The 23,360-nt window shown below is 45.1% G+C and carries 22 protein-coding genes and 1 riboswitch; of the genes, 10 read left to right on the top strand and 12 right to left on the bottom strand.

Going from position 1 to position 23,360, the window contains the following annotated elements:
• The 4 genes from DHX103_RS00110 (at nucleotide 1) to DHX103_RS00095 (ending at nucleotide 5,009) form a co-directional block, all read left to right on the top strand.
• Complete coding sequence (locus tag DHX103_RS00110; RefSeq protein WP_422123251.1) at nucleotides 1-453, top strand: SRPBCC family protein; 453 nt, start codon at nucleotides 1-3, stop codon at nucleotides 451-453.
• A 599-nt stretch (nucleotides 454-1,052) separates the two neighbouring features.
• The gene (locus DHX103_RS00105; protein WP_422123250.1) at nucleotides 1,053-1,859 is read left to right on the top strand and encodes an MBL fold metallo-hydrolase; all 807 of its coding nucleotides are present in this window, start codon (nucleotides 1,053-1,055) and stop codon (nucleotides 1,857-1,859) included.
• A 482-nt stretch (nucleotides 1,860-2,341) separates the two neighbouring features.
• The gene (locus DHX103_RS00100) at nucleotides 2,342-4,348 is read left to right on the top strand and encodes an ABC1 kinase family protein (protein WP_422123249.1); all 2,007 of its coding nucleotides are present in this window, start codon (nucleotides 2,342-2,344) and stop codon (nucleotides 4,346-4,348) included.
• Between the two features lie 52 nt (nucleotides 4,349-4,400).
• Nucleotides 4,401-5,009 carry a PolC-type DNA polymerase III gene (locus DHX103_RS00095; RefSeq protein WP_422123248.1) on the top strand — a complete coding sequence of 203 codons (609 nt, stop codon included), beginning with the start codon at nucleotides 4,401-4,403 and terminating at the stop codon, nucleotides 5,007-5,009.
• 420 nt (nucleotides 5,010-5,429) lie between these two features.
• Here DHX103_RS00095 and sdhB read toward each other — a convergent pair whose 3' ends face one another.
• The 4 genes from sdhB to DHX103_RS00075 form a co-directional block, all read right to left on the bottom strand.
• A complete protein-coding gene (gene sdhB / locus DHX103_RS00090) occupies nucleotides 5,430-6,200 on the bottom strand; it encodes a succinate dehydrogenase iron-sulfur subunit (RefSeq protein ID WP_422123247.1) in 771 nt (256 codons plus the stop codon).
• 721 nt (nucleotides 6,201-6,921) lie between these two features.
• Nucleotides 6,922-7,386, bottom strand: coding sequence for an NUDIX domain-containing protein (locus tag DHX103_RS00085; protein ID WP_422123246.1), 465 nt, complete (start codon nucleotides 7,384-7,386; stop codon nucleotides 6,922-6,924).
• Nucleotides 7,383-7,949, bottom strand: coding sequence for a D-glycero-alpha-D-manno-heptose-1,7-bisphosphate 7-phosphatase (locus tag DHX103_RS00080; RefSeq protein WP_422123245.1), 567 nt, complete (start codon nucleotides 7,947-7,949; stop codon nucleotides 7,383-7,385). Before DHX103_RS00080 ends, DHX103_RS00085 begins: the two co-directional genes overlap by 4 nt.
• Nucleotides 7,930-8,508, bottom strand: a complete 579-nt coding sequence (locus DHX103_RS00075; RefSeq protein ID WP_422123244.1) for a hypothetical protein — start codon at nucleotides 8,506-8,508, stop codon at nucleotides 7,930-7,932. The genes DHX103_RS00080 and DHX103_RS00075 overlap by 20 nt, the downstream gene beginning before the upstream one ends.
• Before the next feature lie 169 nt (nucleotides 8,509-8,677).
• Here DHX103_RS00075 and DHX103_RS00070 point away from each other — a divergent pair, with 169 nt between their 5' ends.
• Entirely contained in the window at nucleotides 8,678-9,397 is a 720-nt protein-coding gene (locus tag DHX103_RS00070; protein ID WP_422123243.1) for a MerR family transcriptional regulator, read from the top strand.
• Here the strand turns inward: DHX103_RS00070 and DHX103_RS00065 are convergent.
• The 5 genes from DHX103_RS00065 to DHX103_RS00045 all read right to left on the bottom strand — a co-directional run bounded on the left by DHX103_RS00065 (nucleotide 9,389) and on the right by DHX103_RS00045 (nucleotide 14,276).
• Complete coding sequence (locus DHX103_RS00065) at nucleotides 9,389-11,410, bottom strand: HelD family protein (protein WP_422123242.1); 2,022 nt, start codon at nucleotides 11,408-11,410, stop codon at nucleotides 9,389-9,391. The genes DHX103_RS00070 and DHX103_RS00065 overlap by 9 nt on opposite strands.
• Nucleotides 11,411-11,593: 183 nt before the next feature.
• On the bottom strand, nucleotides 11,594-11,830 hold the full coding sequence (locus tag DHX103_RS00060; RefSeq protein WP_422123241.1) for a hexameric tyrosine-coordinated heme protein: 237 nt from the start codon (nucleotides 11,828-11,830) through the stop codon (nucleotides 11,594-11,596).
• Between the two features lie 347 nt (nucleotides 11,831-12,177).
• Nucleotides 12,178-12,771, bottom strand: coding sequence for an NADPH-dependent FMN reductase (locus tag DHX103_RS00055; RefSeq protein ID WP_422123240.1), 594 nt, complete (start codon nucleotides 12,769-12,771; stop codon nucleotides 12,178-12,180).
• Between the two features lie 16 nt (nucleotides 12,772-12,787).
• A complete protein-coding gene (locus DHX103_RS00050; RefSeq protein WP_422123239.1) occupies nucleotides 12,788-13,771 on the bottom strand; it encodes a ring-cleaving dioxygenase in 984 nt (327 codons plus the stop codon).
• 70 nt (nucleotides 13,772-13,841) lie between these two features.
• Nucleotides 13,842-14,276, bottom strand: coding sequence for a MarR family winged helix-turn-helix transcriptional regulator (locus DHX103_RS00045; protein ID WP_422123238.1), 435 nt, complete (start codon nucleotides 14,274-14,276; stop codon nucleotides 13,842-13,844).
• Between the two features lie 186 nt (nucleotides 14,277-14,462).
• Nucleotides 14,463-14,562, top strand: a riboswitch (guanidine-I (ykkC/yxkD leader).
• Between the two features lie 54 nt (nucleotides 14,563-14,616).
• Between DHX103_RS00045 and DHX103_RS00040 the strand changes: the two genes are divergently transcribed.
• The 5 genes from DHX103_RS00040 (at nucleotide 14,617) to DHX103_RS00020 (ending at nucleotide 17,798) form a co-directional block, all read left to right on the top strand.
• The gene (locus DHX103_RS00040) at nucleotides 14,617-14,958 is read left to right on the top strand and encodes a DMT family transporter (protein WP_422123237.1); all 342 of its coding nucleotides are present in this window, start codon (nucleotides 14,617-14,619) and stop codon (nucleotides 14,956-14,958) included.
• Nucleotides 14,958-15,272, top strand: coding sequence for a DMT family transporter (locus tag DHX103_RS00035; protein ID WP_422123236.1), 315 nt, complete (start codon nucleotides 14,958-14,960; stop codon nucleotides 15,270-15,272). The genes DHX103_RS00040 and DHX103_RS00035 overlap by 1 nt, the downstream gene beginning before the upstream one ends.
• A 99-nt stretch (nucleotides 15,273-15,371) precedes the next feature.
• Nucleotides 15,372-15,848, top strand: a complete 477-nt coding sequence (locus DHX103_RS00030) for a DUF948 domain-containing protein (RefSeq protein WP_422123235.1) — start codon at nucleotides 15,372-15,374, stop codon at nucleotides 15,846-15,848.
• A gap of 285 nt (nucleotides 15,849-16,133) precedes the next feature.
• Nucleotides 16,134-16,454, top strand: coding sequence for an ArsR/SmtB family transcription factor (locus DHX103_RS00025; protein WP_422124807.1), 321 nt, complete (start codon nucleotides 16,134-16,136; stop codon nucleotides 16,452-16,454).
• A gap of 57 nt (nucleotides 16,455-16,511) precedes the next feature.
• The gene (locus tag DHX103_RS00020; protein ID WP_422123234.1) at nucleotides 16,512-17,798 is read left to right on the top strand and encodes an NAD(P)-binding domain-containing protein; all 1,287 of its coding nucleotides are present in this window, start codon (nucleotides 16,512-16,514) and stop codon (nucleotides 17,796-17,798) included.
• Nucleotides 17,799-18,433: 635 nt separating this feature from the next.
• Here DHX103_RS00020 and parC read toward each other — a convergent pair.
• The 3 genes from parC to DHX103_RS00005 form a co-directional block, all read right to left on the bottom strand.
• Nucleotides 18,434-20,860, bottom strand: coding sequence for a DNA topoisomerase IV subunit A (parC, locus tag DHX103_RS00015; protein WP_422123233.1), 2,427 nt, complete (start codon nucleotides 20,858-20,860; stop codon nucleotides 18,434-18,436).
• Complete coding sequence (gene parE / locus DHX103_RS00010; RefSeq protein ID WP_422123232.1) at nucleotides 20,857-22,833, bottom strand: DNA topoisomerase IV subunit B; 1,977 nt, start codon at nucleotides 22,831-22,833, stop codon at nucleotides 20,857-20,859. Before parE ends, parC begins: the two co-directional genes overlap by 4 nt.
• A gap of 119 nt (nucleotides 22,834-22,952) precedes the next feature.
• Entirely contained in the window at nucleotides 22,953-23,360 is a 408-nt protein-coding gene (locus DHX103_RS00005; protein ID WP_422123231.1) for a CoA-binding protein, read from the bottom strand.

Below are 23,360 nucleotides of genomic sequence, written 5' to 3'. Positions count from 1 at the left end.
ATGATTGAATGGGAAGAAGAAAAGGTCATCGATCAAGAGATCGAAAAGGTTTGGAGCCTGTTTGCGGACGCCAATATCCGGACGATCATGCCACAGGTTGAAAAGCATGAACTCATTGAGAAAACGGAGCAGGAAGTCGGCGCCAAACATATGCAAAGCTATAAGGAAGGCAAGCGGACCGAGACCTATGTAGTCGAGACGCTTGCCTATGAGGATCTGCCGGACAAAAAGTACAAGCAGATTTACTTTGTCATCGGCAAAGCGTTTGAAATAGACCTTTGTTTCACTTTGATTAAAATCGATGAAAATCAAACGAAGTTCATCTATTCCGGCTGCAACCAGGGGCGCAATTTTGTCGGTAAGGCGATGATGAAAATGGTCAGCGGAAAGAGCAATATGAAAACGGTTTATGATTTTATGAATCGAGTAGAGGAAGAAGCGTTGAAAATCTAGTGGTGGACAGGAGCGGGAATTGCTCCTGTTATTTTTTTGCTCATTTTTGAATGGCACGGTCATGGGCTGAAAGGGTCAGGTATAATGAAGCTAAGGTGCTGAGGGTTTTAAAAAGGGAAATCTTTGAACAACCAAAGTGATGAAATTGAACGCAAATAGACAAGTATATGTAGTAAATTACATAAGGATAACTTAATAAAATTCAAATAAAGCAATCAAGAAGCCGAAAGGATCAACAGCATTCCTACTACAACGTTACCAAAGCCAGGCCGGCAAATCGATAGTGAATAATCCGGAGGTTTTGGCAAGTTTCAATCACATTTTAGAAGTTATTGGAAAACATTTGGGGAACAGCAGGGGACAAGAGGTATCCAGGGCATCCTGCAGGGAAAGACTGCTGGAGAGATCCAGCTATTTCTAAACAATTTTTCATTTGCGCAGCGAATATAATTACAAAATTTTCAAAATATATGTAGAATGGTACAAAAGGGTTTTTATGAAAATTCAAAAAACGCCATAAGATATAAAATGAACTATTCGGCAAAAAATATTAGCGATTTTCCTGAACCTAATTCCATACAGAAAGGTTTGAAACAAACATGCTTACGATCTATGAACGAGGAGGCGTGCTGTGCGCTGAAGGCGTAATTGAAGCGATCGGACAGAAAGTATTTGTCTATCTGATTGATGGGCTGCTGATTGACAGCGGTCCGGAAAAGCTGCAGGAGGAATTGCTGCCGTTTTTCCAGGACAATAGTTTTGACCAGCTTGTGCTGACGCATAACCACGAAGACCACACAGGAAACGCAGCGTGGATCCAGGAACATCTAACTGCGCCGATTTCAATCCATGCTGCAGGACTTGCCGGCTGCCTGGTTGATGGTGAGTACCCCGAATACCGCCAATTTACCTGGGGAGGCAGAAAAGCTTTTTCGCCGGAGCCTGCAGATTCCGTAATCCACTCCCGAAATCTCACTTGGCATGCTATCCATACACCGGGACATGCGGTCGATCACCTTGCTTTATACAATGAAGACAGAAGGATCCTGTTCACCGGCGATTTATTTGTCGCTGCCCGAACAAAAGTCAGCATGGAAGCCGAATCTGTTCCGCAAATCATGCGTTCTATTCGTACCTTGCTCGATTATGATTTCGACGCCATTTATTGCAGCCATGCGGGCTACCTTGAAAACGGCAGGGAGCTCCTCAACCAAAAGCTGCGCTATCTGGAAGACGTATCAGTGAAAGTAAAAAGTCTGGCTGCAGCAGGAGGATCTCATCGGGAAATAGCCGATCAATTGTTCCCTGGAAGCTATCCCATCATCCAGTTTTCCAATAACGAATGGGACACAGTGCATCTTGTCCGCTCGATATTGGATGAGCAGCGGATGGAATCCGTTCGCTGAAGTTTCCCATATGAAGTGTTTGCAAAAATCTCCCGTTTAAGGAGATTTTTTTATTCGAACTATATTAGTTGAAGTAAAGAATTATATTTTTCATTAATGGACAAGGGCAAAGATTATGCTCCTGCACAAGCTAGACACAAAGGAGGTGCCATCTTCGTGTGGCACACTTGGCTCCCGAGAAAAGCCGAGAAGACTACTCGTCTTTTCTCCGTTGGCATTCGCTTGCGCTTAGGGAACTCTCTAGAGATATGGAGCAAAACAGCGAAGACGCCATGGGGACCAAGCGAAGTGCTGAGATCCACTCGGGCGAAGTGAAACGAGACCGAGTTAGCTCAGCGCAAGCCCCCAGGCAAGCGAAGCTGTTTTGCGGAATATCGGCTACTATAGATTACTAGTTCAAAGTATATAAAAATTGCATTTTTGATATACTGATTACAAGGAGTTGACATTTTATTCTGATAATTCAGAAGGAGGTGGCTGAGATGGGGTATATCAAGTTCATTCTGGAATTATTGGTTATTGTAATCTTCATTTATTATATAAGCGGAAAATTGATGGGGCCGAAGATAAATTTTCAGAAACGGATTCTGTCTGTATCTTTTGGTGTTGCCCTGACAACTTTTCTCTATTGGTATTCCTATCTTCGATTTACAGATTTCACGGAGTTAGGCACCATCCAGATTGTGCAGGATGAGACAGCGATTCTTTGGATCGGCAGCATGTTGCTGATTTCGATGCTGTTGTATCTGTTTTTTGAGCTATTCGATCCGGTGGAACTCGGGGAATTGGGGGAACGGAAGACGGGAAGAGGGTTGCGGCTGATCCGCTGGCGGAACAAGTTGAGAGAACAAAAGCGGTTGAGCCGAATTCTCGAGATTTCTTTCCGGAATGGATTTTCCCAGGCTTTGGAATATGCCCGTCACCGGGGAGAAAATGATCGCGAACTGGCACGTGCCTTTCGTGTGACGCTGGAGGAGAGTGGTGGGATCTTCGTTAAGTTCGGGCAAATGCTGTCGACCCACAGCGAATTGTTTCCGCCCGCATTTATCCAAGAACTTGGATCGCTGCAGCAAAACGTTAAACCCTTGACCAGCGAGCAGGTACAGGATTTATTAAATGAAAAACTGCCTTACCGTATTGAAGACGTGTTTGCCCATGTGGATATGGACCCGATTGCTGCCGGATCCATCGGGCAGGTGCATAAAGCGTTGTTGAAAAACGGCGATGATGTTGTGGTTAAGCTATTGAGACCGGATATTCAGCGAATCATGCGCGATGATCTGAACCTGCTGGTCGATTTTACTGAATGGTTGTCAAAGAAATCGGCGTGGATCAATAATATCGGCATCCGCGAATTGGCGATTGGATTTGCCAACAACATGCGTGAAGAAGTGGATTTTAATATTGAAATCCGCAACACGATCCAATTGGCGAACATTATCGAAAAAGGCGAACATGACATCAAGATTCCGAAAGTGTACACCGAATTTAGCAATGATAAACTGATAGTCCTTCAGTACCTGGAAGGAAAAAGCATTGCCAATGGCCAAAATCTATTTGATAATTTCCATGTGGACCGTAACGCATTTGCACGAACGATTCTTTTTTCTTATTTGGAACAAATGTTTTTCTACGGCATCTTCCATTCTGATCCGCATCCCGGCAATATCTTTATCGATAAAATGGACGGCAAACCGATCATTTTGGATTTTGGTGCGGTCGGCAGGCTTTCAGAAGAACAGCAGAAAGCGTTGAATCTCTTTGTCATCGGCATTCAGCAAAACGATGTCGATGTCATAACCGACGCTGTCATGGCGTTGGTGCAGGATACGAAATCCATCGAACGGAAAAAGTTTGAATATGCGATCGGCCAGGTTTTGCTGCGCATTTCTTTTATTGATAAGATACCTACCCGGGAATTAATTCATTCGATGTTCGATATTGTGCGTGATTTTGACCTGAAATTCTATTCGCCCGTCAGTACGGCTCTGCGCGCGCTGATTGTATTGGACAGCACAATCCATACGATGGATCCCAATTTTGATATGTTCAAGGAGTCAAAAGCCTTTGCCAAAAAGTACAAAGCCTCTTATTTGTTCAAGCCTTTTACGGAACCCGCAGCAACGAAAGAAAGAGTCGAAGAAGAATTGGCCCTCTGGCTGCCCGAACTCGCCAGAATCCCGAAACGGTTCGACCGGCTGGTGCAGCGGATTGAATCCGGCAGAGTGATCCTTCATCATGATATTTTTTCAGACAAGCATAATTCGATGTTTGTCACGCAATTATTCTCCCGGTTCGTGCTGTTGATGACCGGAATCACTTTTGGCCTGGTGTCATCTGCGTTATTGGCCATTGCGCAGTTTATCGATACGGCATTTGCGGTATATTTAAATATAGCATCCTATGCCGGTTTGTTCCTGAGTGTAGTATTATTGGTAAGACTGTCCATTCAGGCTATTCGTGATATGAAACGGACCAGCAATTTTTAGGATAATAAAAAGCTCTTGCAGCCCAATAGCTTGAGTGAGAAGGAGTGAGAGCATGGAACGACGCAACCCACGGGATATTCTGGAACAAAAAATGCGTGAGACGCGCCCGGCATGGACCGGTAAAACGCCGGCAAAACCGCGCAAATATAAACCCAGCTTAAAACGAGTCGACGATTATGTCGTGTTGGATTTTGAGACAACCGGCTTACGCGCCGGAAGCGATAAGATCATTCAAATCGGTGCAGTCAAATACATTGGCCACATGCACAAAGATACGATGTACGTAACGATCAATCCTGAAAAACATATCTCCAGCACGATTACGCGTATTACGGGCATCACGAATAGCGATGTACGAGATGCACCGGTTATTGAAGACGTGGCGCATGAACTGATAGCTTTTATTGGCGGCTTGCCGATTATTGCGCACAATGCACCGTTTGATATGGGATTCCTGTACGCGCTGGAGGAAATTACGCCGATACCGGAGTATACAGTGATCGATACAGTGAAACTGGCACGTAAAGTGATACCAGAGACACCGAACCATAAATTGACGACCTTATCAGCGTTTTTGGAGCTTGAACATAATGCGCACGATGCACTCGGCGATTGCCTGGCGACAGCTGCGATCTATCAGTTTTGCATCGACCGGATGTAATGCAATAAAAAAAAGCATGAAAGCCGTATAGCAATGCGGTTTTCATGCTTTTTCTATTATTGTCACTGTCATGAAGAGATTATAAGATCTATAGAGTATAGAGCAGGGAGAGTGAAGTTCGGAGGTCTCTACTTCTCGAAAAATATTTAAGTTGACATAATATAAATTATAGGAAGTTACGTATCATAATGTAAGTATACTTTTGATAGTGAGACGGAACGCTTTTTTACAGCAAATTGGGCTAATTTCAACAATTGTTATTATGTGCCGACTTTTTGATTGCTGACCGCATATTTATTCACGTATGCTGTGCAGATAATTTTTCTGGTATTCTTTATTCAACCGAATTGGATTTGCTGCTGAACAACTATTTGGGATTGCCTTCGTTAACTTTCAGTGGTTTCGACTGATTTAATGACATTAATCAACCATCCGGTCACTGCCAAAAAAATTCCGGAACATTTGAACCGTTGTGTCTCTGTTCATAGCCGATATTGAAGTTGTTAATGGAATCCCTTTTGGACAGGATTCCACACAATTTTGTGCCATCCCGCATCGCTGTATTCCACCAGGACCCATCAGCAGATTCAAGCGTTCGTCTTTGTTCATGGCTCCTGTCGGATGCGCATTCATCAGGCGTACCTGCGAAATCGGCGCAGCACCGATAAAGTCAGATTTGTCATTGACATTCGGACAGGCTTCCAGACACACTCCGCAAGTCATGCATTTGGATAATTCATATGCCCACTGCCGTTTTCGTTCGGGCATCCGTGGACCTTCCCCCAAATCATACGTGCCATCAATTGGAATCCACACTTTTAATTTTTTTAATGTATCAAACATTGTGCTGCGATCCACGATTAAATCCCGCACGACCGGAAAGGTTTTCATCGGTTGGAGACGTATGGGCTGCTCGAGCTGTTCCACTAAAGCTGTGCAGGATTGCCGTGCTTTGCCGTTGATGACCATTGAGCAGGCTCCGCACACTTCTTCAAGGCAATTCATGTCCCACGCGACGGGCGTCGTCTTTTGGCCGTCCATATTGACCGGATTTCTTCGGATTTCCATCAATGCAGAGATTACATTCATATTCATCCGATAAGGCAGCTCGAATTTCTCCCAATATGATTTTTCGTCGGTATGATCTCTGCGTTCAATTTCAAACAAGACTGTTTTCGCCGACTCCCCCATGCCATCCCTCCATTATGTAATTCAATTATCATAGTAATTTACTTGCTCCTTTGTACTTTATCATAAATAATCTGATTATTCAAAACTGTTTCAAGCAAGATGGACGGTCATGCCGACATCTGAATCAAATTAATTTACTAAATAATCAAATAGTTATTTTTTCATCTTTACATTGTGTCAGAAACTAGGTATTGTGAATTTAAAGGATTCAGCTAAAATCATTTCCCCTTGGAACCAGCTAGTTTTCCGATACGGTATATTGTTTGTGTATTGCCAGCTAAAATAATAATGCCCCAATGCGCCGAGATTGACATTATTCCGTCGTTATTCAGGGCTTCAGAGGAGTGAAATGTATGAAGTATTTCATCGATCACCTGAGAAAAAGCATCCACTCCCAAAAATTTGCGGGAGATTCCTGTGGGTTTATTACGACTCCGGTTACACACCGGGAGTTTACGAATTGCCCTGCTTATGTCAAAGGGCTAATTTCCGAAAAGGACTATGCCCAATGTCCTTATTGCGTCTCAGCTCCAACACGCTTGAAAGAAAAAGTTATCTCATAGAAGGACTGTAATTTCATCTCATATATTCCTAATTGGAACAATTTATTCGATAAAGCCATTGAGAACTTTACTTGATCTAGAGCTTCACAAATAAAAGCCGACATGTCCTTTTGGGGCAAGTCGGCTTTTATTCTTAGTGAAATGGTGTATTCATTACTCTAATTAACATCCCCGAGATACACTGCTCCATTTTTATTTTCAGCAAAGTCTTCAATTGCAGGAACAATGGCTTTTGGGTAAATTCGCTGTGACTTAAGATCATCCACTGCAACCCATTCCATTCCTATCTGGTGTGAGTCAGGATTTGTTGGCTGGGAAAATTCAATCGCTCCATTTGCCAATTCGCAAAAGAAATAATATTCAATCTGATGCACGTCAGAATCAAATTGAGAATATTCGTGGTTTCTCCCGATATATTCACGAATATGCAGAAGCTGCCGGACTTCGACAACCGCTCCAACTTCTTCGAGACATTCTCTTTTGACTGTTTCGGTCAATGCCTCACCATGATCCTGTCCGCCGCCTGGGAAAATAAAGTATATGCCTTCTTTGTCCCTGTTTATAGTTAACAAAAGTTTCGAGTCTTTTATGATTACAGCTTTTGCTGAATTTCTGATGTTCATGCATTCGCTCCCTTTTTTGTATCTTGCAGGATCCACTCCGCCGCTCCCAGCAGATTTTCTGCAATATGGTCCGGTTCGGTCTCTGGCCAATTGCTGTTATATTCACTGCGGGAATTCTCGCCTTTGCCGGTTTTCACCAGCACCATCCGGGTACCTGCCCGGCTTGCGGCCAGCATATCCGAACCTCCATTGTCACCGACTACATAACATTTCTTCAGATCGAGTCCATGTTCTTTTCTTGCCCGCTCCAGCATTCCCGTCTCGGGTTTCAGGCAGTCGCACCCTTCGTCCGGATGATGCGGGCAATAATAAATACCATCCAGATATGCGGAATGCCGTTTTAATTCGGCTTCCATCGTTTCGAACCCTTTCAGCAATTCCTGTTCCGTAAAATAGCCTCTGCCGACTCTGGATTGATTGGTGAACAGGAACACTTTAATCCCCGCTTCATTTAATAGTTGAATGGCCGCAGGCGTAAAATCATACATCGTGAATTTAGCGGGATCAATGCCGTGGCCATCTCCGCCCATCGTGCCGTCCCGGTCAAGAAAGACTGCTTTCATTTATAATCCCCCTCTTTCGAAAGATCTTACACTTTTCTTCAATGGAAGTAACAATAGTTGAAACGGTGCCGCTTCCGTCTATCACCGCATCTGAATCCGGTTTGATTGTTTCCAGCATGTGAAGGTAAGCCGCTCTCCCGCTCCGTGCATAATGATGGACGTCTTCCAAAATCTTAGCTGCAGGGGCATCCGAAAAATCTCTTATTAAGCGGCGTGATAAAGCCACATCAAGTGGTGTATCGATGAATACGGTGAAATCGATGGATTTGCTGGACCGTGCATGCTGTTTGGCGAAAGGAAAATCCAAAATAATATAGTCAAGTGGTTCAGCAAGCAAACCGTCCAGCTCCACCAGCATCGGTGTCAGGTTCCATTCGTTGCAATCGGCGCCATTAGCCAGCCATTCCATCATGTCTTCCGGTCCTTCGCAATCAAATTGATCAAAATAAAGCGCTTTGGCGTTTGGCAGCACTTGCGTTAATCTTTCGACTGCTGTTGTTTTGCCGCCGCCGGAGACACTGGCAATGGCAACGACAAACGGTAATGCATTGGATTTCATTTCCCGCGCCCCCTTTTGTGTTTCTTTTCTTAATAGTACCTGAAAAATCCGGTAACGTTGATGTAGAAGTCACTGGGTTTGAATTAAATATTTCATCAGTTACATAGAACCCTGCAATAATAGAAGATGATATACTAACTAAAAAAACATATAGTTTTGAGGAGATCAGATGTATACGAGCGAAATCGCAAAAAATGTGGGTGTACACCCCAATACCGTTAGGCTGTATGAAGAATGGCATTATATTTCACCAGTTCCTCGTCAACCCAATGGTTACAGAATATATTCCGAAATTCATGTACTTCAAATGACAATTGCCCGCCTTGCTTTTAAACAGGAATTTATACAGAATAACCTGCGCAAAAAGGCCACAAAGATTGTTCGGTTGAGTGGACAGGAAGCCTTTTTTGATAGTTTACGTGCAGCGGAATCTTATTTACTATTTTTGCAAAGTGAGTATCATTACACAGTAAAGTCTATCGAAACCGTTGATTTACTACTTCAAAACCAACCCTTTTCAGCAAACGTATATTCCCACCAGGAAGCAGCAGCACATCTTCAGTTAACGCAGGAAACCCTGCGCAATTGGGAACGCAATGATTTGTATGCTGTTCGTCGGACTTCCCAAAACCGGAGAATCTATGCTGAATCAGACATTCAGAAATTGTTGATCATCCGGACTTTGCGTACTGCACATCTTTCCATAACCAGCATTGCCCACTTATTCCGCGAACTGGAATTGCCTCTAGGCAAGGATGTGTTTGCCATAATTAGTTCTGCCAAGTTTACTGAGGATTTTTCGCATGTTACCGACGACTTGCTCAATAATTTAAAAATCGCAATGAAGGATGTTGAATCCATCATTGCGATTTTAAAGAAATTACAGTAACGGTGAAGGTTCTTTCGCATCCACCAACATTATCAATTGATGCATCGCCCGTGTCGTTGCAATATAGAGAAGCCCTCGTTCAAACTTCGTCGCATAATTTTCTGCATTGACAAAAGGAATGATCACCGAATCAAACTCCAGCCCTTTTGCATATTGAATCGTGGTCAAGAGGAGCCCGCTTTCAAACTTTTCTGTTTGTCCATCCAATACAGTGAACGGAATGGCTAAATTATTTCTCAAGCAAATGAGATCCTGCTCTCTCTTACAAATGATTGCCGTGGACTTATAATCATTGACCGCATATTTTTGGATCAACTTTAACAGCTCTTCAAGCGATTCATATATAAGCTCTGTCGGTTCCTCGCCATGACGGGCGATTGGCTGAAGTTCTCCTGTACGCATGAACTTCTTCGTATACATCGCGATTTCATAAGATGATCGGTACGTCTTAGTCAATTCCACGTACTCTGTATTCTTGAAAATCGTTTGAAAGTCTTGTTTCGAAATCGTTTCATACGGAAGCAGCGCTTGACTGAAGTCGCCGATGATTGTCCGCTTACAGCTGAAAACCTTCGTTAAGACTTCATATTGGATTGGTGTATAGTCCTGCATCTCATCGAGCACAAAATGCTGCACGAGTTCATATTTTTTAATGCCCTTGAAATAAAGCTGGACATATAAATAAGGATACACGTCATTGAATTCGAGTTTTTTCTTGGAGAACTTAAACATTTCCGGCCCGAATGGCTCGATAAATGCGCGGTAAATCTCCAATGGCGCCGAATAAAGCAGGCGTTTCTTCAAGCGCTTCATCACTTCATTGCGGCTTGGCAGCTTTCCTTCGCCGCCACGTTTGGACTTCAATACTTCAACCATATCATCGACCATCAATTCCAGGCGTTTCATGACAGGCTCTTTTCGGTATTGAAGAAAACGTCCCTGCAAATAATCGGCCGTAAACTCCGTCCCCGCTACCGAGATGGTTTCATAGCTTAAAAGTTTTGCATCCAATTCCTCTAAAAATTGTTGGAGCTGTTCCACAAATGCATAGTTCCCTTTAAGTTTTGCGCGTTCTGTTAAATCACTGGAAGGGTTTTGCAAAATGGCAGTCGTCTCTTCTTCGAATGAACTGAACGTAACGACGGTCGGTAAAAGATTCGCCGTCAGTTCATCGATTGTGAACGAGCGAATGGGCTGCTCGCCAAGTTCAGGAAGTACGGAAGAAATATAATCTCCAAAAACCTTATTGGGTGACAAGATAAAGATCCGGTCCACTCGCAAGCTCTCGCGGAATTTATATAGATAATAAGCGATGCGGTGGAGAGCGACGGCTGTTTTTCCCGACCCTGCCACCCCTTGGATGATGACGTCATGGGCAGTTTCATTTCGCACGATTTTGTTCTGCTCGTGCTGGATCGACGTCACAATCGTCTTCATCCTGTCATTCGAATGCTCATTCAATACCTCAAGCAGCGATTCGTCCTGAATGGTCAAGGAACTGTCCACCACGTATTGCAGAGCTGAATTTTCTATTTTAATCTGTCTTTTCCCGACGAGCTCGCCTGTGAAAAGACGATCCATCGCACGATAATGAGCTTCACCAAGTTCAAATTCATAATACATATTACAAACAGGGGCTCGCCAGTCATAAATAAGCTGTGTGCCGTCTTTATCTTGAAATCCGAAACGACCGATATAAAAGCTTTCGACATCTTCCAGATCTTCACCCTCATAGACAAAATCAAAACGGCCGAAATACGGCGAATCGATCAGTTTTTTCACTTGTTCGCGTTCCGTCACCTGCATGAACCCTTGTTTGTCAATCATGCTCAAGGTTTGTTGGTGGTCGTACACTTCAAACTTATCCAATTCACTTTTGTATTCAACCATGTATTTCTGCAATTCTTTGAACCCTTGATCTTGCGCCGTGATGCCTGATGACAATTTTCCCACTGCATGATCTAAGCTTGCCAAAGTCTTATTCAAATACACTAATTCCTGTTTTTTAGCCAAGATGAGCCCTCCTTCAAACAGCAATACTTAGTCTACCAAATAAATTTTAGCTGGTGTGTAAGTGGAGGGTTGAACATAGAAGTGATGACAAAATCCCCAAAACCATAGATTTTAGTCTAAGGCTTTGGGGTTCAGTTCACTACTTTCAATAACGGCTATATTATTTATCAAATTACTTACAAGTCACTTATCATTCCAGTAATTGTTGGCTGCAGCTACTGTTTGAAAATGAATAGCTACAACCTGGGAAGCAAAAGTTAAACTATTTGCGTCATTTGCATATACTGGCCGTAATTTTTTACGTACATTTTCATCCGGTTGAGTCATCCCTACCGCTTTGCGCGCTAACTTTACTGCTAAGTTGTATCCGTCCTCAGGTGTATCGGTCTTTAATGTTGGCAACCATGATTCTTGACTCACATGAACTCCTCCTTTAATTTGTGGAATTTTATATTACAAATACCGCTAATTGCTACAATATAATACTATCATTTTTTCTGAACATTATGAAAATATGTGCTAATAAATTAAAGTTGGCTTTCTTTTCCTCCAAAACGGTTACTTGTTGTTCCATGCCAGCAGCAAAATTCAAAACGAAAGTCGTCAATTGGAAGCCATGAGAAGAATGGGCATCAAATAATTTCTGCGAGTTATCGGTCACAGTGCCCCTCTTGAACATAGCAGTCATGACAAAATCGCCAACAGTATTCAGCCCATAAAAAAAAAGAAGATGCCGGCGAGGCACCTTCAAAATTTATTGATCTATTTTAACGGATGGTTTTCAAAGCCGTTGACCATGGAATCACCTGATCGAGCATTTGGTTCACAGAGTCCGCTTGAACCGGTGCTGCTTTCAACTCCGCTCCGTTCTCAAAATCCGTGAACAGCGATAAAGCCGGGTGGACCCGTACGTCCGCTACGGACAATTCGCCCAGGATGCCGCGCAAATGTTCTGCCGCGCGTGCGCCGCCGACTGAACCGTAGGAGACGATGCCTGCCGCTTTGTTGTTCCATTCCACACGCAGGTAATCGAGTGCGTTTTTCAACGAACCTGTGATCGAGTGGTTGTATTCCTGTGCGATAAAGACAAATCCGTCCTGTGCTGCTACAGCTTCAGACCATGCGCCTGCACCCGATGCGTCGCTGCCATTTTCGCCCAGCAGCGGCAATTTATAATCTGCAATATCAATGATTGTATAGTTCGCGTCTCCGCGTTTGTCAGCCAATTCTTTTACCCAGTTGCCAACCTGTGGGCTTAAGCGCCCCTCACGTGTTGATCCAAGAATAATTCCGATGTTCAGTTTTGTCATAGTTGTTTCCTCCTGTTGTTTTGAATTGAATACTTTTGAAAATATCGACATGCCAATTAGCTCCCTTTTATAGATACTCTTTTTCGATTGTGCGGCTGCTGCGGACGGTGTCGATCGGGCGCACCATGTTTTCGATGCGTTCCCGCTGCGCTTCAAGGAACGGCGGCAGGCTCAGTTTTTCACCTAAGGTTTCATAAGGCTCGTCCCCGAGGAAACCGGGGCCATCTGTTGCCCACTCAAACAGGATGCCGGGTGCCACTCTTGCATACAGCGATTCAAAGAAGAAGCGGTCGACATAGCCGGATGTGCCAAAGCCTGCCGTCTGCATGTGATCGATCCATTCGTTCAATGCCGCCGTGTCATGCACGCGGAAAGCGGTATGGTGGACCGTGCCGAAGCCTTGTTGGCCATTCGGCAGAACCGCGTTGTATTCAACGATGACCTGGGCTCCGTTGCCGCCTTGGCCCATTTCGAATAAATGCAATGACCCTTCTTTGGCAATTTCACGCATGTTCATCACTTTTTCCAATACTTCTTTCAAGTAGTCGAATTGCGCGATGCGGATATGGATCGGCCCCAATCCGGTAATGGCAAATTCCAGTGGCACCGGCCCGTTTTGCCAAGGTGTGCCCGCTTCTACGCCTTCATTGAGTTCATCCGACACCAGCATATACTGCTGGCCATCGAAATCGACGAAAGAAATGGTGTTCTTGCCGAATAAGCCTTTGATGCCCGTGTGTTTCACTTCATATTTATCAAATCGTTTGATCCAGTAATCCAGTGCCGCATCTGTCGGCACACGGAATGCCGTTTTATAGATTTCATTCGTGCCGTGGGTGCCTTTTGGTATCCCCGGGAAATCGAAGAACGTCATGTCCGTTCCTGCTGACCCCTTATCATCGGCAAAGAATAGATGGTAGGTCTGGATATCGTCCTGGTTGACGGTTTTTTTAACAAGGCGCATACTCAGTACGTAAGTGAAAAACTCATAATTCTTTTCTGCGCTGCTCGTGATCGCGGTTACGTGGTGGATTCCTTTTAATTCATTCATTGTTAAATCGCTCCTTTTAAGTGATTTCAGTGCTTATCTCGAATTAAGGATAATTAACATTCAAAAAAAATTAGACTTTCAATGCTTTATAGCCGACTTTTTTCAAATCGTCGATTATCGCTTCTGTTTCGTTCTCTTTTAGCCCTTCAAACAATTCATCAATTTTAGCCTCGTGCTCCGGCCAGATTCGATCCATCAACTTTCTGCCTTCTTCGGTCAGTTCGGCATAAGTGACTCTGCGGTCTTCCGCACATTCCGAACGCCCGACATAATTCTTGGCTTCCAGCTTATCCACCACATAGGTGATGCTGCTGCTGGCAATCAATACTTTTTTGCCGATTGCCTGTATCGGCTGACGGCCCTGATGATACAGCAATTCGAGAACAGAAAATTCGGTTGGATTGAGGCCATTGCTTGCAGCATCGCTTTTGATTACTTCACGAATGGCATCAGCAGCCCGGATAATGACGGTGACAGCTTTTAAATTGCGGTTTGGCAATTCCATCTTTTTCACCTCAAATTATTTATAATTCATATATCTTTAATTCGAGATAAGTATATCATGCACAAATTTCCATGTCAACCGTCCGGCTCTGCTCCATGTTTTCCAGACTTCTTGCCCCAAATTTCGATAGCCTTTACTTTCCCTCCCCTGACAAGCCGTGTATAATTTCAGGTAATCAGATAGAACAAAAATGTTTTCTAGGGTTCCGCAAGTTGCTGCTTGGGCTGGTCCGAGAGAAAACGCACAGCTGTATGCTGTGACACGGAAGGACAAAAGCCTGGGAGAAACTGTACAACAGTTGCTTCGCGGGCTTTTTTATTTGAAATCAGGAGGATTAGTCATGAATATTGAATGGACAAAAGTTTATATCGCAGCATTTTTCGAGATTTTTTGGGTCATCGGCCTGAAACACGCAGATGGTTTCTGGCCGTGGAGCGGAACGATACTGGCCATCATCATCAGCTTCTATTTGATGATCATGGCGGGCCGCAAGCTGCCCGTCGGCACGGTTTATGCCGTTTTTGTGGGCATGGGAACCGCGGGAACTGTCCTGTCTGAGATTCTTTTTTTCGGCGAGCCGCTGCAATTATCAAAACTGCTCCTGATCGGCGTCTTACTGGCCGGTGTCGTCGGCTTGAAATTGGTTACCGATGATTCTTCCGACAAAGGAGTTGAAGCGTAATGGCCTGGATTTTCTTACTTGCTGCCGGCGTCTTTGAAATGGCCGGCGTGGCAATGATCAATAAGTGGCATCTCGAACGCAATTGGCAGGCCTTCTTTTTAATGGTCATCGGATTCGGGCTCAGCTTCCTCTTCCTGTCGCTGGCGATGGAGACCTTGCCGATGGGCACCGCCTATGCCGTGTGGACCGGAATCGGTGCATCCGGTGGTGCAATCCTCGGCATGCTCTTCTATAATGAAGCAAGAGACTGGAAGCGCATCCTCTTTATTGCCATGGTGCTCGGTTCGGCAGTCGGCCTGAAAATGGTGTCATAAGCTTTGATACATTGTAAAAAGCACTCCCCCTAATGTTAATCGGCCGCTTTTATAGGGTATAACATATGCAACACGCCAATATTAAGAGGAGGAAAAAGAATGGACTTAACAATGTGGCTTTGGATCTCACTCGCAATTCTTGTTGTGGGGCTGATCATTGCAGGTATCGGGGTGGGCATGTTCCTATCCGGTATGAAAGAACCGATGAAAGACATAAAAGGTTCAACGGATAAACTGAAAGGACGCGTGGACAAATTGAATTTGGAGGCATCAAGCCTGCAGCACACCACCACTGAACTAAGTGAAGAAATTGCTGTCAAATCCGAAAAAGTCAGTGTCCTGACAGATGCAGTCAAAGGCACAAAGAATTCGCTGATCGATTTAAATGCGTCTGTGCGTGCGATTACAGACAAAATCGTTTACCGGGCGGAGCATGACCCGGAAAACACACGGCAGGTTAAGCAAATTACCGATACGACGGACAACATCCTCCATCTGCCGGAAAACCTGCAAACCCTTCATCCTGAAAATGCAACAGAAACTGACGATGCAGCGCACTTGGAAAAAGTGCGGTAATCAAAAGTCATGAAGGCAGCCCTCACCGGCTGCCTTTTTCTGTGTGCTTTGTATCTGTTTTCTCATTTTCGGCGCTGAGTGAAATTTCTAGAGATATGGAGCAAAACAGCGCGAGCCCCCAGGCAAGCGCTGAGCTGTTTTGCGGAATATCGATTGTTAGAGATCTATTCGTTCAACATCTATAATAAATCAATTTTTTTGATTTAATGATTGCCTATTTTAAAATCCTGTATTATAATTAATTCATCAAATAAAATTGATTTATAGGAAAGCGAGTGTTGGATGATGGCGGAAAGTATACTTGCACCTTTGAACAATGTTGAAGATTTGGAACAGCTTGCCCTGAAATACAAGGCATTGGCTGATCCGAAACGTCTCGAAATCCTCAATAAAATCTGTACGAAACAGTCTGCCTGCGTCTGCGACCTTATCGAAGACATGGGGATTCCCCAGTCGAAATTATCCTACCACCTGAAGATTCTGCTGACTGCCGGTTTATTGGATAAGGAAACTAAAGGCACGTGGAGCTTCTACTCGATCAATCAGGCAGAGATGAATCGATTGATCTCCAATCAGATCTGCAACGTGATTACGCCTTCCTGTTAATGGAGGGCTGCATTTTTACTTTATATATCAAAAAAAATTGATGAAGGAGCGAGAAAAATGAAAAACAATCAATTGCCAGTTGCCATTATCGGCGGAGGACCTGTCGGGATGGCTGCAGCTGCCCAGCTTGCAGCAGCGGGAAAAGACTTCCTGCTGTTTGAAGCGGCTTCGGAAATCGGAGCAAACTTTTTGGATTACGGCCATGTCCGGTTGTTCTCCACCTGGCGCTATAATATGGATGCAGCCGCAAAAGAACTGTTTCAAACGCACGGAATCCCACTGCCCGACGAAGATCATCTTCCGTTGGGGCGTGAAATCGTTACCGACTACCTCAAACCACTTGGAAAACTGCCAGAACTAGCCCCTTATCTTCATTTAAACAGCAAAGTGGTCCATCTTTCCAGAAAAGGCTTGGATAAGATGAAAGACCACAACCGGGAAGAACGGCCATTCCTGCTGGTTGTTGAACATGATGGCAGCTACACCGAATTTGAAGCGGAAGCAGTCATAGATGCGACGGGCACTTGGCGCAACCCCAATCCCCTGGTTTCCGGTGGCATTCCGCAAAAAGATGTTTCCATCCATTCCCGCCTTCCGGATATATTGAATAAAGACCGTGTAGCATTTTCCGGAAAAAATATAGCCGTTGTCGGGAGCGGTCATTCCGCGTTCAATTCGCTGTTGGATTTATTGGCATTGCAAAAAAACGCACCTGAAACCACCATTACCTGGATCGTGCGAGGCGAACTCACTCCTGCCCTGTTTGGCGGAGGTGCCTCCGACCAGCTCGCTGCCAGAGGAGAACTCGGAGCACGCATAAAAGAAATTATAGGCCAGGGTGGCGTAAAGATAATTCCGGAATGCTTTATCCGTAAAATCGACCGCAATGAGGATGGTCAAATTTTGCTCACGGCCATTCAAAAAGACGCTGAAAAAACCATTGGGCCTTTTGATGAAGTGATTGCCAATACCGGATCCCGTCCAGACTTTTCGTTTTTGGGTGAAATCCGCTACGCATTCGACTCCTCTCTCGAAAGCGTGTCGGCTCTTGCGCCGCTGATTGATCCGAATGTCCACAGCTGTGGCACGGTTAGGCCGCACGGCGAAAAGGAATTGCGCCAGCCCGAAAAGAATTTCTATATTGTTGGAGCGAAAAGTTATGGACGCGCCCCCACTTTCCTGCTAGCTACGGGTTATGAGCAGGTCCGTTCAGTTGTAGCTTATTTAACGGGCGATCTGGAAGCTGCCAATAGAGTGGAATTATCGTTGCCCGAAACGGGTGTCTGCAGATCCCGTACCGTTGCTGTAAATCTGATTGGAAAACCGAGTGTGGTTTGCTGTTAATGTTGATTGAAAAGAAGGCTTCTGACCAGGAGCCTTCTTTTTTCTATTTATATAAGTTGAACTAAAGAATTTCACTTTATAAACCGCTTTGGCGCTTTGGACAATGGCAAAGGTTATTCTCCTGCGTTAGCTCGTCGCAAAGGAGGTGCCATCTTTGTATGGCACACTTCGCCTCCCGCAATAAGCCGAGAAGACTACTAGTCTTTTGCTCCGTCGGCATTCGCCTGCGCCGGTGCTGGGAGATTAGCTTTGGCTGAGATAGTAGCAGAGATATGGAGCAAAACAGCGAAGACGCCCAGGGGACCAAGCGAAGTGCTGAGATCCACTCGGGCTAGTTACACCTACTTAACTAGGTGTAAAAACCGTGCTCCTGCATCGCTGCGCTGCTTCGTCGCAAAGACTTAGCCTCGCTAGCGTCGGCTAATGTCTTCGAAGCTGTTTTGCGGAATATCGGCTACATTAGATCATTAGTTCAATACATTTAGCAACGGACTGTTCCCTGCGCCATTTCGATCTTAAAACACCCATTTAAGTTTACATAATAATATTATTATCGTATAAGTAATTACTTATGAATAAAAATACCCTATCCCCGTTGGATTTGCCCATAAAAAAATACCCCCCATTCGGGAGGTTTACTCTTTCACTTGCTTCAGATAAACTTCCTGGACTTTTCCGTCCGTAGACTCGTCGAGAACAAATGAACCATTTGAATAACGGTCTACCGGCTTCAGATTAGCGGCAGGCAAAGTCATGCGGATATTTTTAGTTGTTTCCAATATAATCTCTTCGTTTCCTGTGACACCGTGTATCGAAATGATCCGGTGAGGATTTGATTTCAATTCACGCAGCATGACCACTCCACGTTTGGCGCGGCTGCCGGTTTCAAACTCTGTCATGCGCATCTTTTTGGCCGCCCCGCGCTGTGTTACGAGCACAAGGTCTTTTTTGACTTCGGAATCAATCATGATCGCAGCAACGGCAAAATCTTTGTCTTTCAAGTTAATGCCTTTTACTCCCCCGGTACGGAGTCCGGTCAATGGCACTTCCTCCATCGAGAAGCGAACGCCATACGCATGGTTCGTACCGATAAACAATTCATTTTCTTTCATCACCAGACCCGCAAAAATCATCGAATCGTCTTTTTTCAGATTCATCGTTTTGATTGCGCGGGAGTAACGCTGCACTTTATAGTCCTGCAACGCCGAGCGCTTGACCTGGCCCAGTTTCGACACGGTCAGGATACTCGCTTCCGCGTCAAAGTTCTCGAATGGATAGACGGCCAAAATCGATTCGTCGGATTCCAATTGAACGATGCTGGACAAATGCTGGCCAAGATCCTTCCATTTGATATCCGGCAATTCGTTGATCGGCTGATAAACAAAATTTCCTTTTGTCGTGAAAATCAAAATGGTGTGCTGCGTATTCAGATTTGCTTCGAACAGCAGATGATCGGATTCCTTCATCGCAAAATCACGGCCGTTGGAGGCTGCGTGGCTTCTGGTGCTGGTACGTTTCACATAGCCTTCTTTGGTTACCGTGACGACCACTTCTTCGCTCGGAATCATCACTTCGCGAGTGATTGTAATTTCTTCAATCTTGTCTTCTATCACCGAACGGCGCGGTTCTGCAAATTGCTTGCGTACGCCAGCCAGTTCTTTTTTGATGACATTTTTCAATTTCGTCGTGCTTGTCAGAATGCCGCTCAATTCCTCAATCAGTTTGATAAGAGCCGTTTCTTCTCTTTGCAACTCCGTGATATCTGTATTGGTCAATCTGTAAAGTTGCAAGGAAACAATTGCCTCTGCCTGCGCTTCAGAAAATGAAAACGATTCGATCAGGTTATTTTTGGCATCGCGTTTGTCTTTCGATGCACGGATCGTTTTGATGACTTTATCCAGAATGGACAAAGCTTTCATAAGCCCTTCCACAATATGCATGCGGTCTTTGGCTTTATGCAGATCAAATTCCGAGCGCTTGGTGATGATTTCTTTTTGGTGTGCAATATAAGCATCCAATAAAGTTTGCAGCGTCATCATTGTCGGACGGCGTTTGTAAATGGCCACCATATTGAAGTTATAACTGACCTGCAGATCCGTGTTTTTATACAAATAATTCAGGATACCCGCAGCCTGTACATCTTTTTTCAATTCGATGACGATACGCAAACCGCTGCGATCCGATTCATCGCGCACCTCCGAGATGCCTTCGAGTTTTCGGTCAAAGCGCTGATCATCAATTTTCTTGATCATCGTCGCTTTATTGACTTCAAACGGAACTTCCGTAATGACAATCTGTTCCTTGCCGCCTTTCAACGGTTCGATGGCAGCTTTTGAACGGACGATAATTTTACCTTTACCTGTTTCATAAGCCTTTTTGATGCCATCAATGCCCTGGATGATCCCGCCTGTCGGGAAATCAGGCCCTTTGATGACGGTCATCAATTCTTCTACAGTGGCGTCAGGATTGTCCATTCGCATCAACACTGCGTCCAATACTTCATGGAGAGCGTGCGGTGGAATGTCCGTGGCATATCCGGCGGAAATACCGGTTGAACCGTTCACCATCAAGTTCGGGAAACGGGCCGGCAGAACCGTCGGCTCCATATCGGAATCATCGAAGTTCGGGATGAATTCGACTGTGCGCTTGTCGATATCGCGCAGCAATTCGCCTGAAATGGCGGATAGACGCGCTTCTGTGTACCGCATCGCTGCAGGTGAATCGCCGTCCATCGAACCATTGTTGCCGTGCATTTCCACGAGCATATGGCGGATTTTCCAGTCCTGGCTGAGTCGTACCATCGCTTCGTAGACGGAACTGTCACCGTGCGGGTGGTAGTTCCCGATAACATTACCGACAGTTTTCGCCGATTTACGGAACGCTTTGTCGTTGGTATTGCCTTCGTGGTACATCGCATACAGGATGCGGCGCTGAACCGGTTTCAAGCCATCACGCGCATCGGGCAATGCCCGGTCCTGGATGATGTATTTGCTGTAACGCCCAAACCGATCGCCGATGACTTCTTCTAATGGCAGATCCTGAAAACGTTCGATTTGCGTCATACGAGTTCCTCCTCAGCGTGGATCAGGTCGTTCTCCAGAATATTGCTGTCTTCTTCCATACCAAAGTCGACATTATTCTCAATCCACTTTCTTCTTGGTTCAACTTTATCACCCATCAATGTGGTAATGCGGCGTTCAGCGCGGGCACCGTCTTCAATGGTGACACGGATCAAAGTACGCGATTCCGGGTTCATCGTCGTTTCCCATAACTGGTCGGCGTTCATCTCCCCGAGTCCTTTATAACGCTGCAGCACATAGCCCTTACCGACTTTTTTCGTCGAAGCTTCCAGATCCGCTTCAGTCCAGGCATAATCGACCACTTCTTTTTTGCCGATTCCTTTGGAAACTTTATAAAGCGGTGGCAATGCAATGAATATTTTCCCGGCTTCAATCAAAGGCTTCATATAGCGGAAGAAGAAGGTCAACAGGAGCACTTGAATATGCGCGCCATCTGTATCGGCATCCGTCATGATGATGATTTTATTGTAGGCAATATCGTCGATCGAAAAATCAGAAGAAACGCCGCCGCCGATCGCGTGGATAATTGTCGAAATCTCTTCGTTTTTCATGATATCCTCAAGTTTTGCTTTTTCCGTATTGACCACTTTTCCGCGCAGGGGAAGAATAGCCTGGAATGAGCGGTCGCGGCCCTGTTTCGCAGAACCTCCGGCAGAATCACCCTCCACCAGGTACAGCTCATTTTTTGCTGCATTGCGTGATTGCGCAGGTGTTAGCTTGCCGGACAATAAAAGATCGGATTTCTTGCGCTTTTTGCCGTTTCGCGCATCTTCCCGTGCTTTTCTCGCTGCCAGACGCGCTTGTGACGCACGAATCGCTTTCCGTACCAACGAGGCACTGAGATCCGCATTTTCTTCCAAAAAGTACATCAATTTCTGAGAGACGACTGCATCCACGATACTGCGCGCTTCACTTGTTCCCAATTTACTTTTCGTCTGCCCTTCAAATTGCAGCATAGCTTCCGGAATCCGGACAGAAACGACCGCCGCTATCCCTTCACGGATATCGGAGCCTTCGAGGTTCTTATCTTTATCCTTCAATAAATTGATTTTCCGCGCATAATCATTGAATACGCGGGTCATGGCCGCTTTCGCGCCAGTCTCATGCGTCCCGCCGTCGCGTGTCCGGACATTATTGACAAACGACAGGATCGTTTCGGAATAACCGTCGTTGAATTGGAATGAAAACTCAACTTCCAGTTCATCCTGTTTGCCTTCTATATAGGCTACTTTGTGGAGAACGTCCTTTTCTTCATTCAGGTATTCAACAAAGGCTTCAATACCGGTTTCATAGTAAAATTCCGCATATTGCTCTTCATCGCTCCGTTTATCCGTCAGTTCAATTTTCAGCCCTTTTAACAGGAATGCGGATTCGCGGAGACGCTCACACAAAGTTTCGTAATTGTATTTTGTAGCGGAAAAAATGGTCGGATCGGGACGGAAATGGATAGTCGTGCCGCTTTCTTTCGTCGTTCCGATTTCTTCCAGTGTGGTGGCCGGCTTGCCGCCGTTTTCAAAGCGCTGGCGGTATTTCTTGCCGTCGCGGTAGATCGTCACTTCCAGATGTTCTGACAATGCATTCACTACCGATGCACCAACACCATGCAGTCCGCCACTCGTTTTATAGCCTCCCTGCCCGAATTTACCTCCGGCATGGAGAACCGTCAAAATAACCTCAGGCGTCGGCTTGCCGCTGCGGTGCATACCGGTTGGCATACCGCGGCCATAATCCCGAACGCTGATGCTATTGTCTTCGTGTATGGTGACACTGATTTTTTCGCCGAATCCAGCCAATGCTTCATCAACTGAATTATCGATGATTTCATAGACCAAATGGTGAAGGCCCCGTGTATCAGTTGAACCGATATACATCCCCGGGCGTTTTCTGACGGCATCTAAGCCTTCGAGTACCTGGATCGCTTCTTCGTTGTATGCCGTATTCTTCGTTTTAGCCATCTTATTCCCTCCAACAAACATCTGTTCGCATATCTCTATCTTTTAATCGTATCGATAACTCAGGCATCTGTCAATATTCATAGAAAAAGAGCGCCAGGCGCCCTTTTTCTCTTGCAGCCTTATTTAAGGATGGCGTGTTCGACTTTGATGCAACGGTCCATGATGACCGTATAACCAAGATCCGTTAAACGTTTGAAGACATTATCATCCACCACATTCAATTGGGTCCAGAAAACCGGACTATCGATTTCAATGAAATCTTCAGCCAGTGCTTCCAAAAATTCACTGCGTCTGAAAACATTGACGATATCCACTGGTTCTGGAATGTCTTTCAGTGACGCATAGCTCTTTTCGCCCAAAACTTCATCAGCGAGCGGGTTGACCGGAATGATTCGGTAACCTTCCTTTTGCATCGCTTGGGATACCATATAGGATGTTCTGCTCGGATTTGGGCTGAGTCCGACTACCGCTATCGTTTTGGCATTGTCCAAAACTTCTTTGATCACTTCGCGTGTTGGATTATTCAC

This window comes from Planococcus daihaiensis (genome assembly GCF_049262615.1).
GTDB lineage: Bacteria > Bacillota > Bacilli > Bacillales_A > Planococcaceae > Planococcus.
Note: the sequence above shows the minus strand (reverse complement) of the source record. Positions and strands in the feature narration are given on the sequence as shown.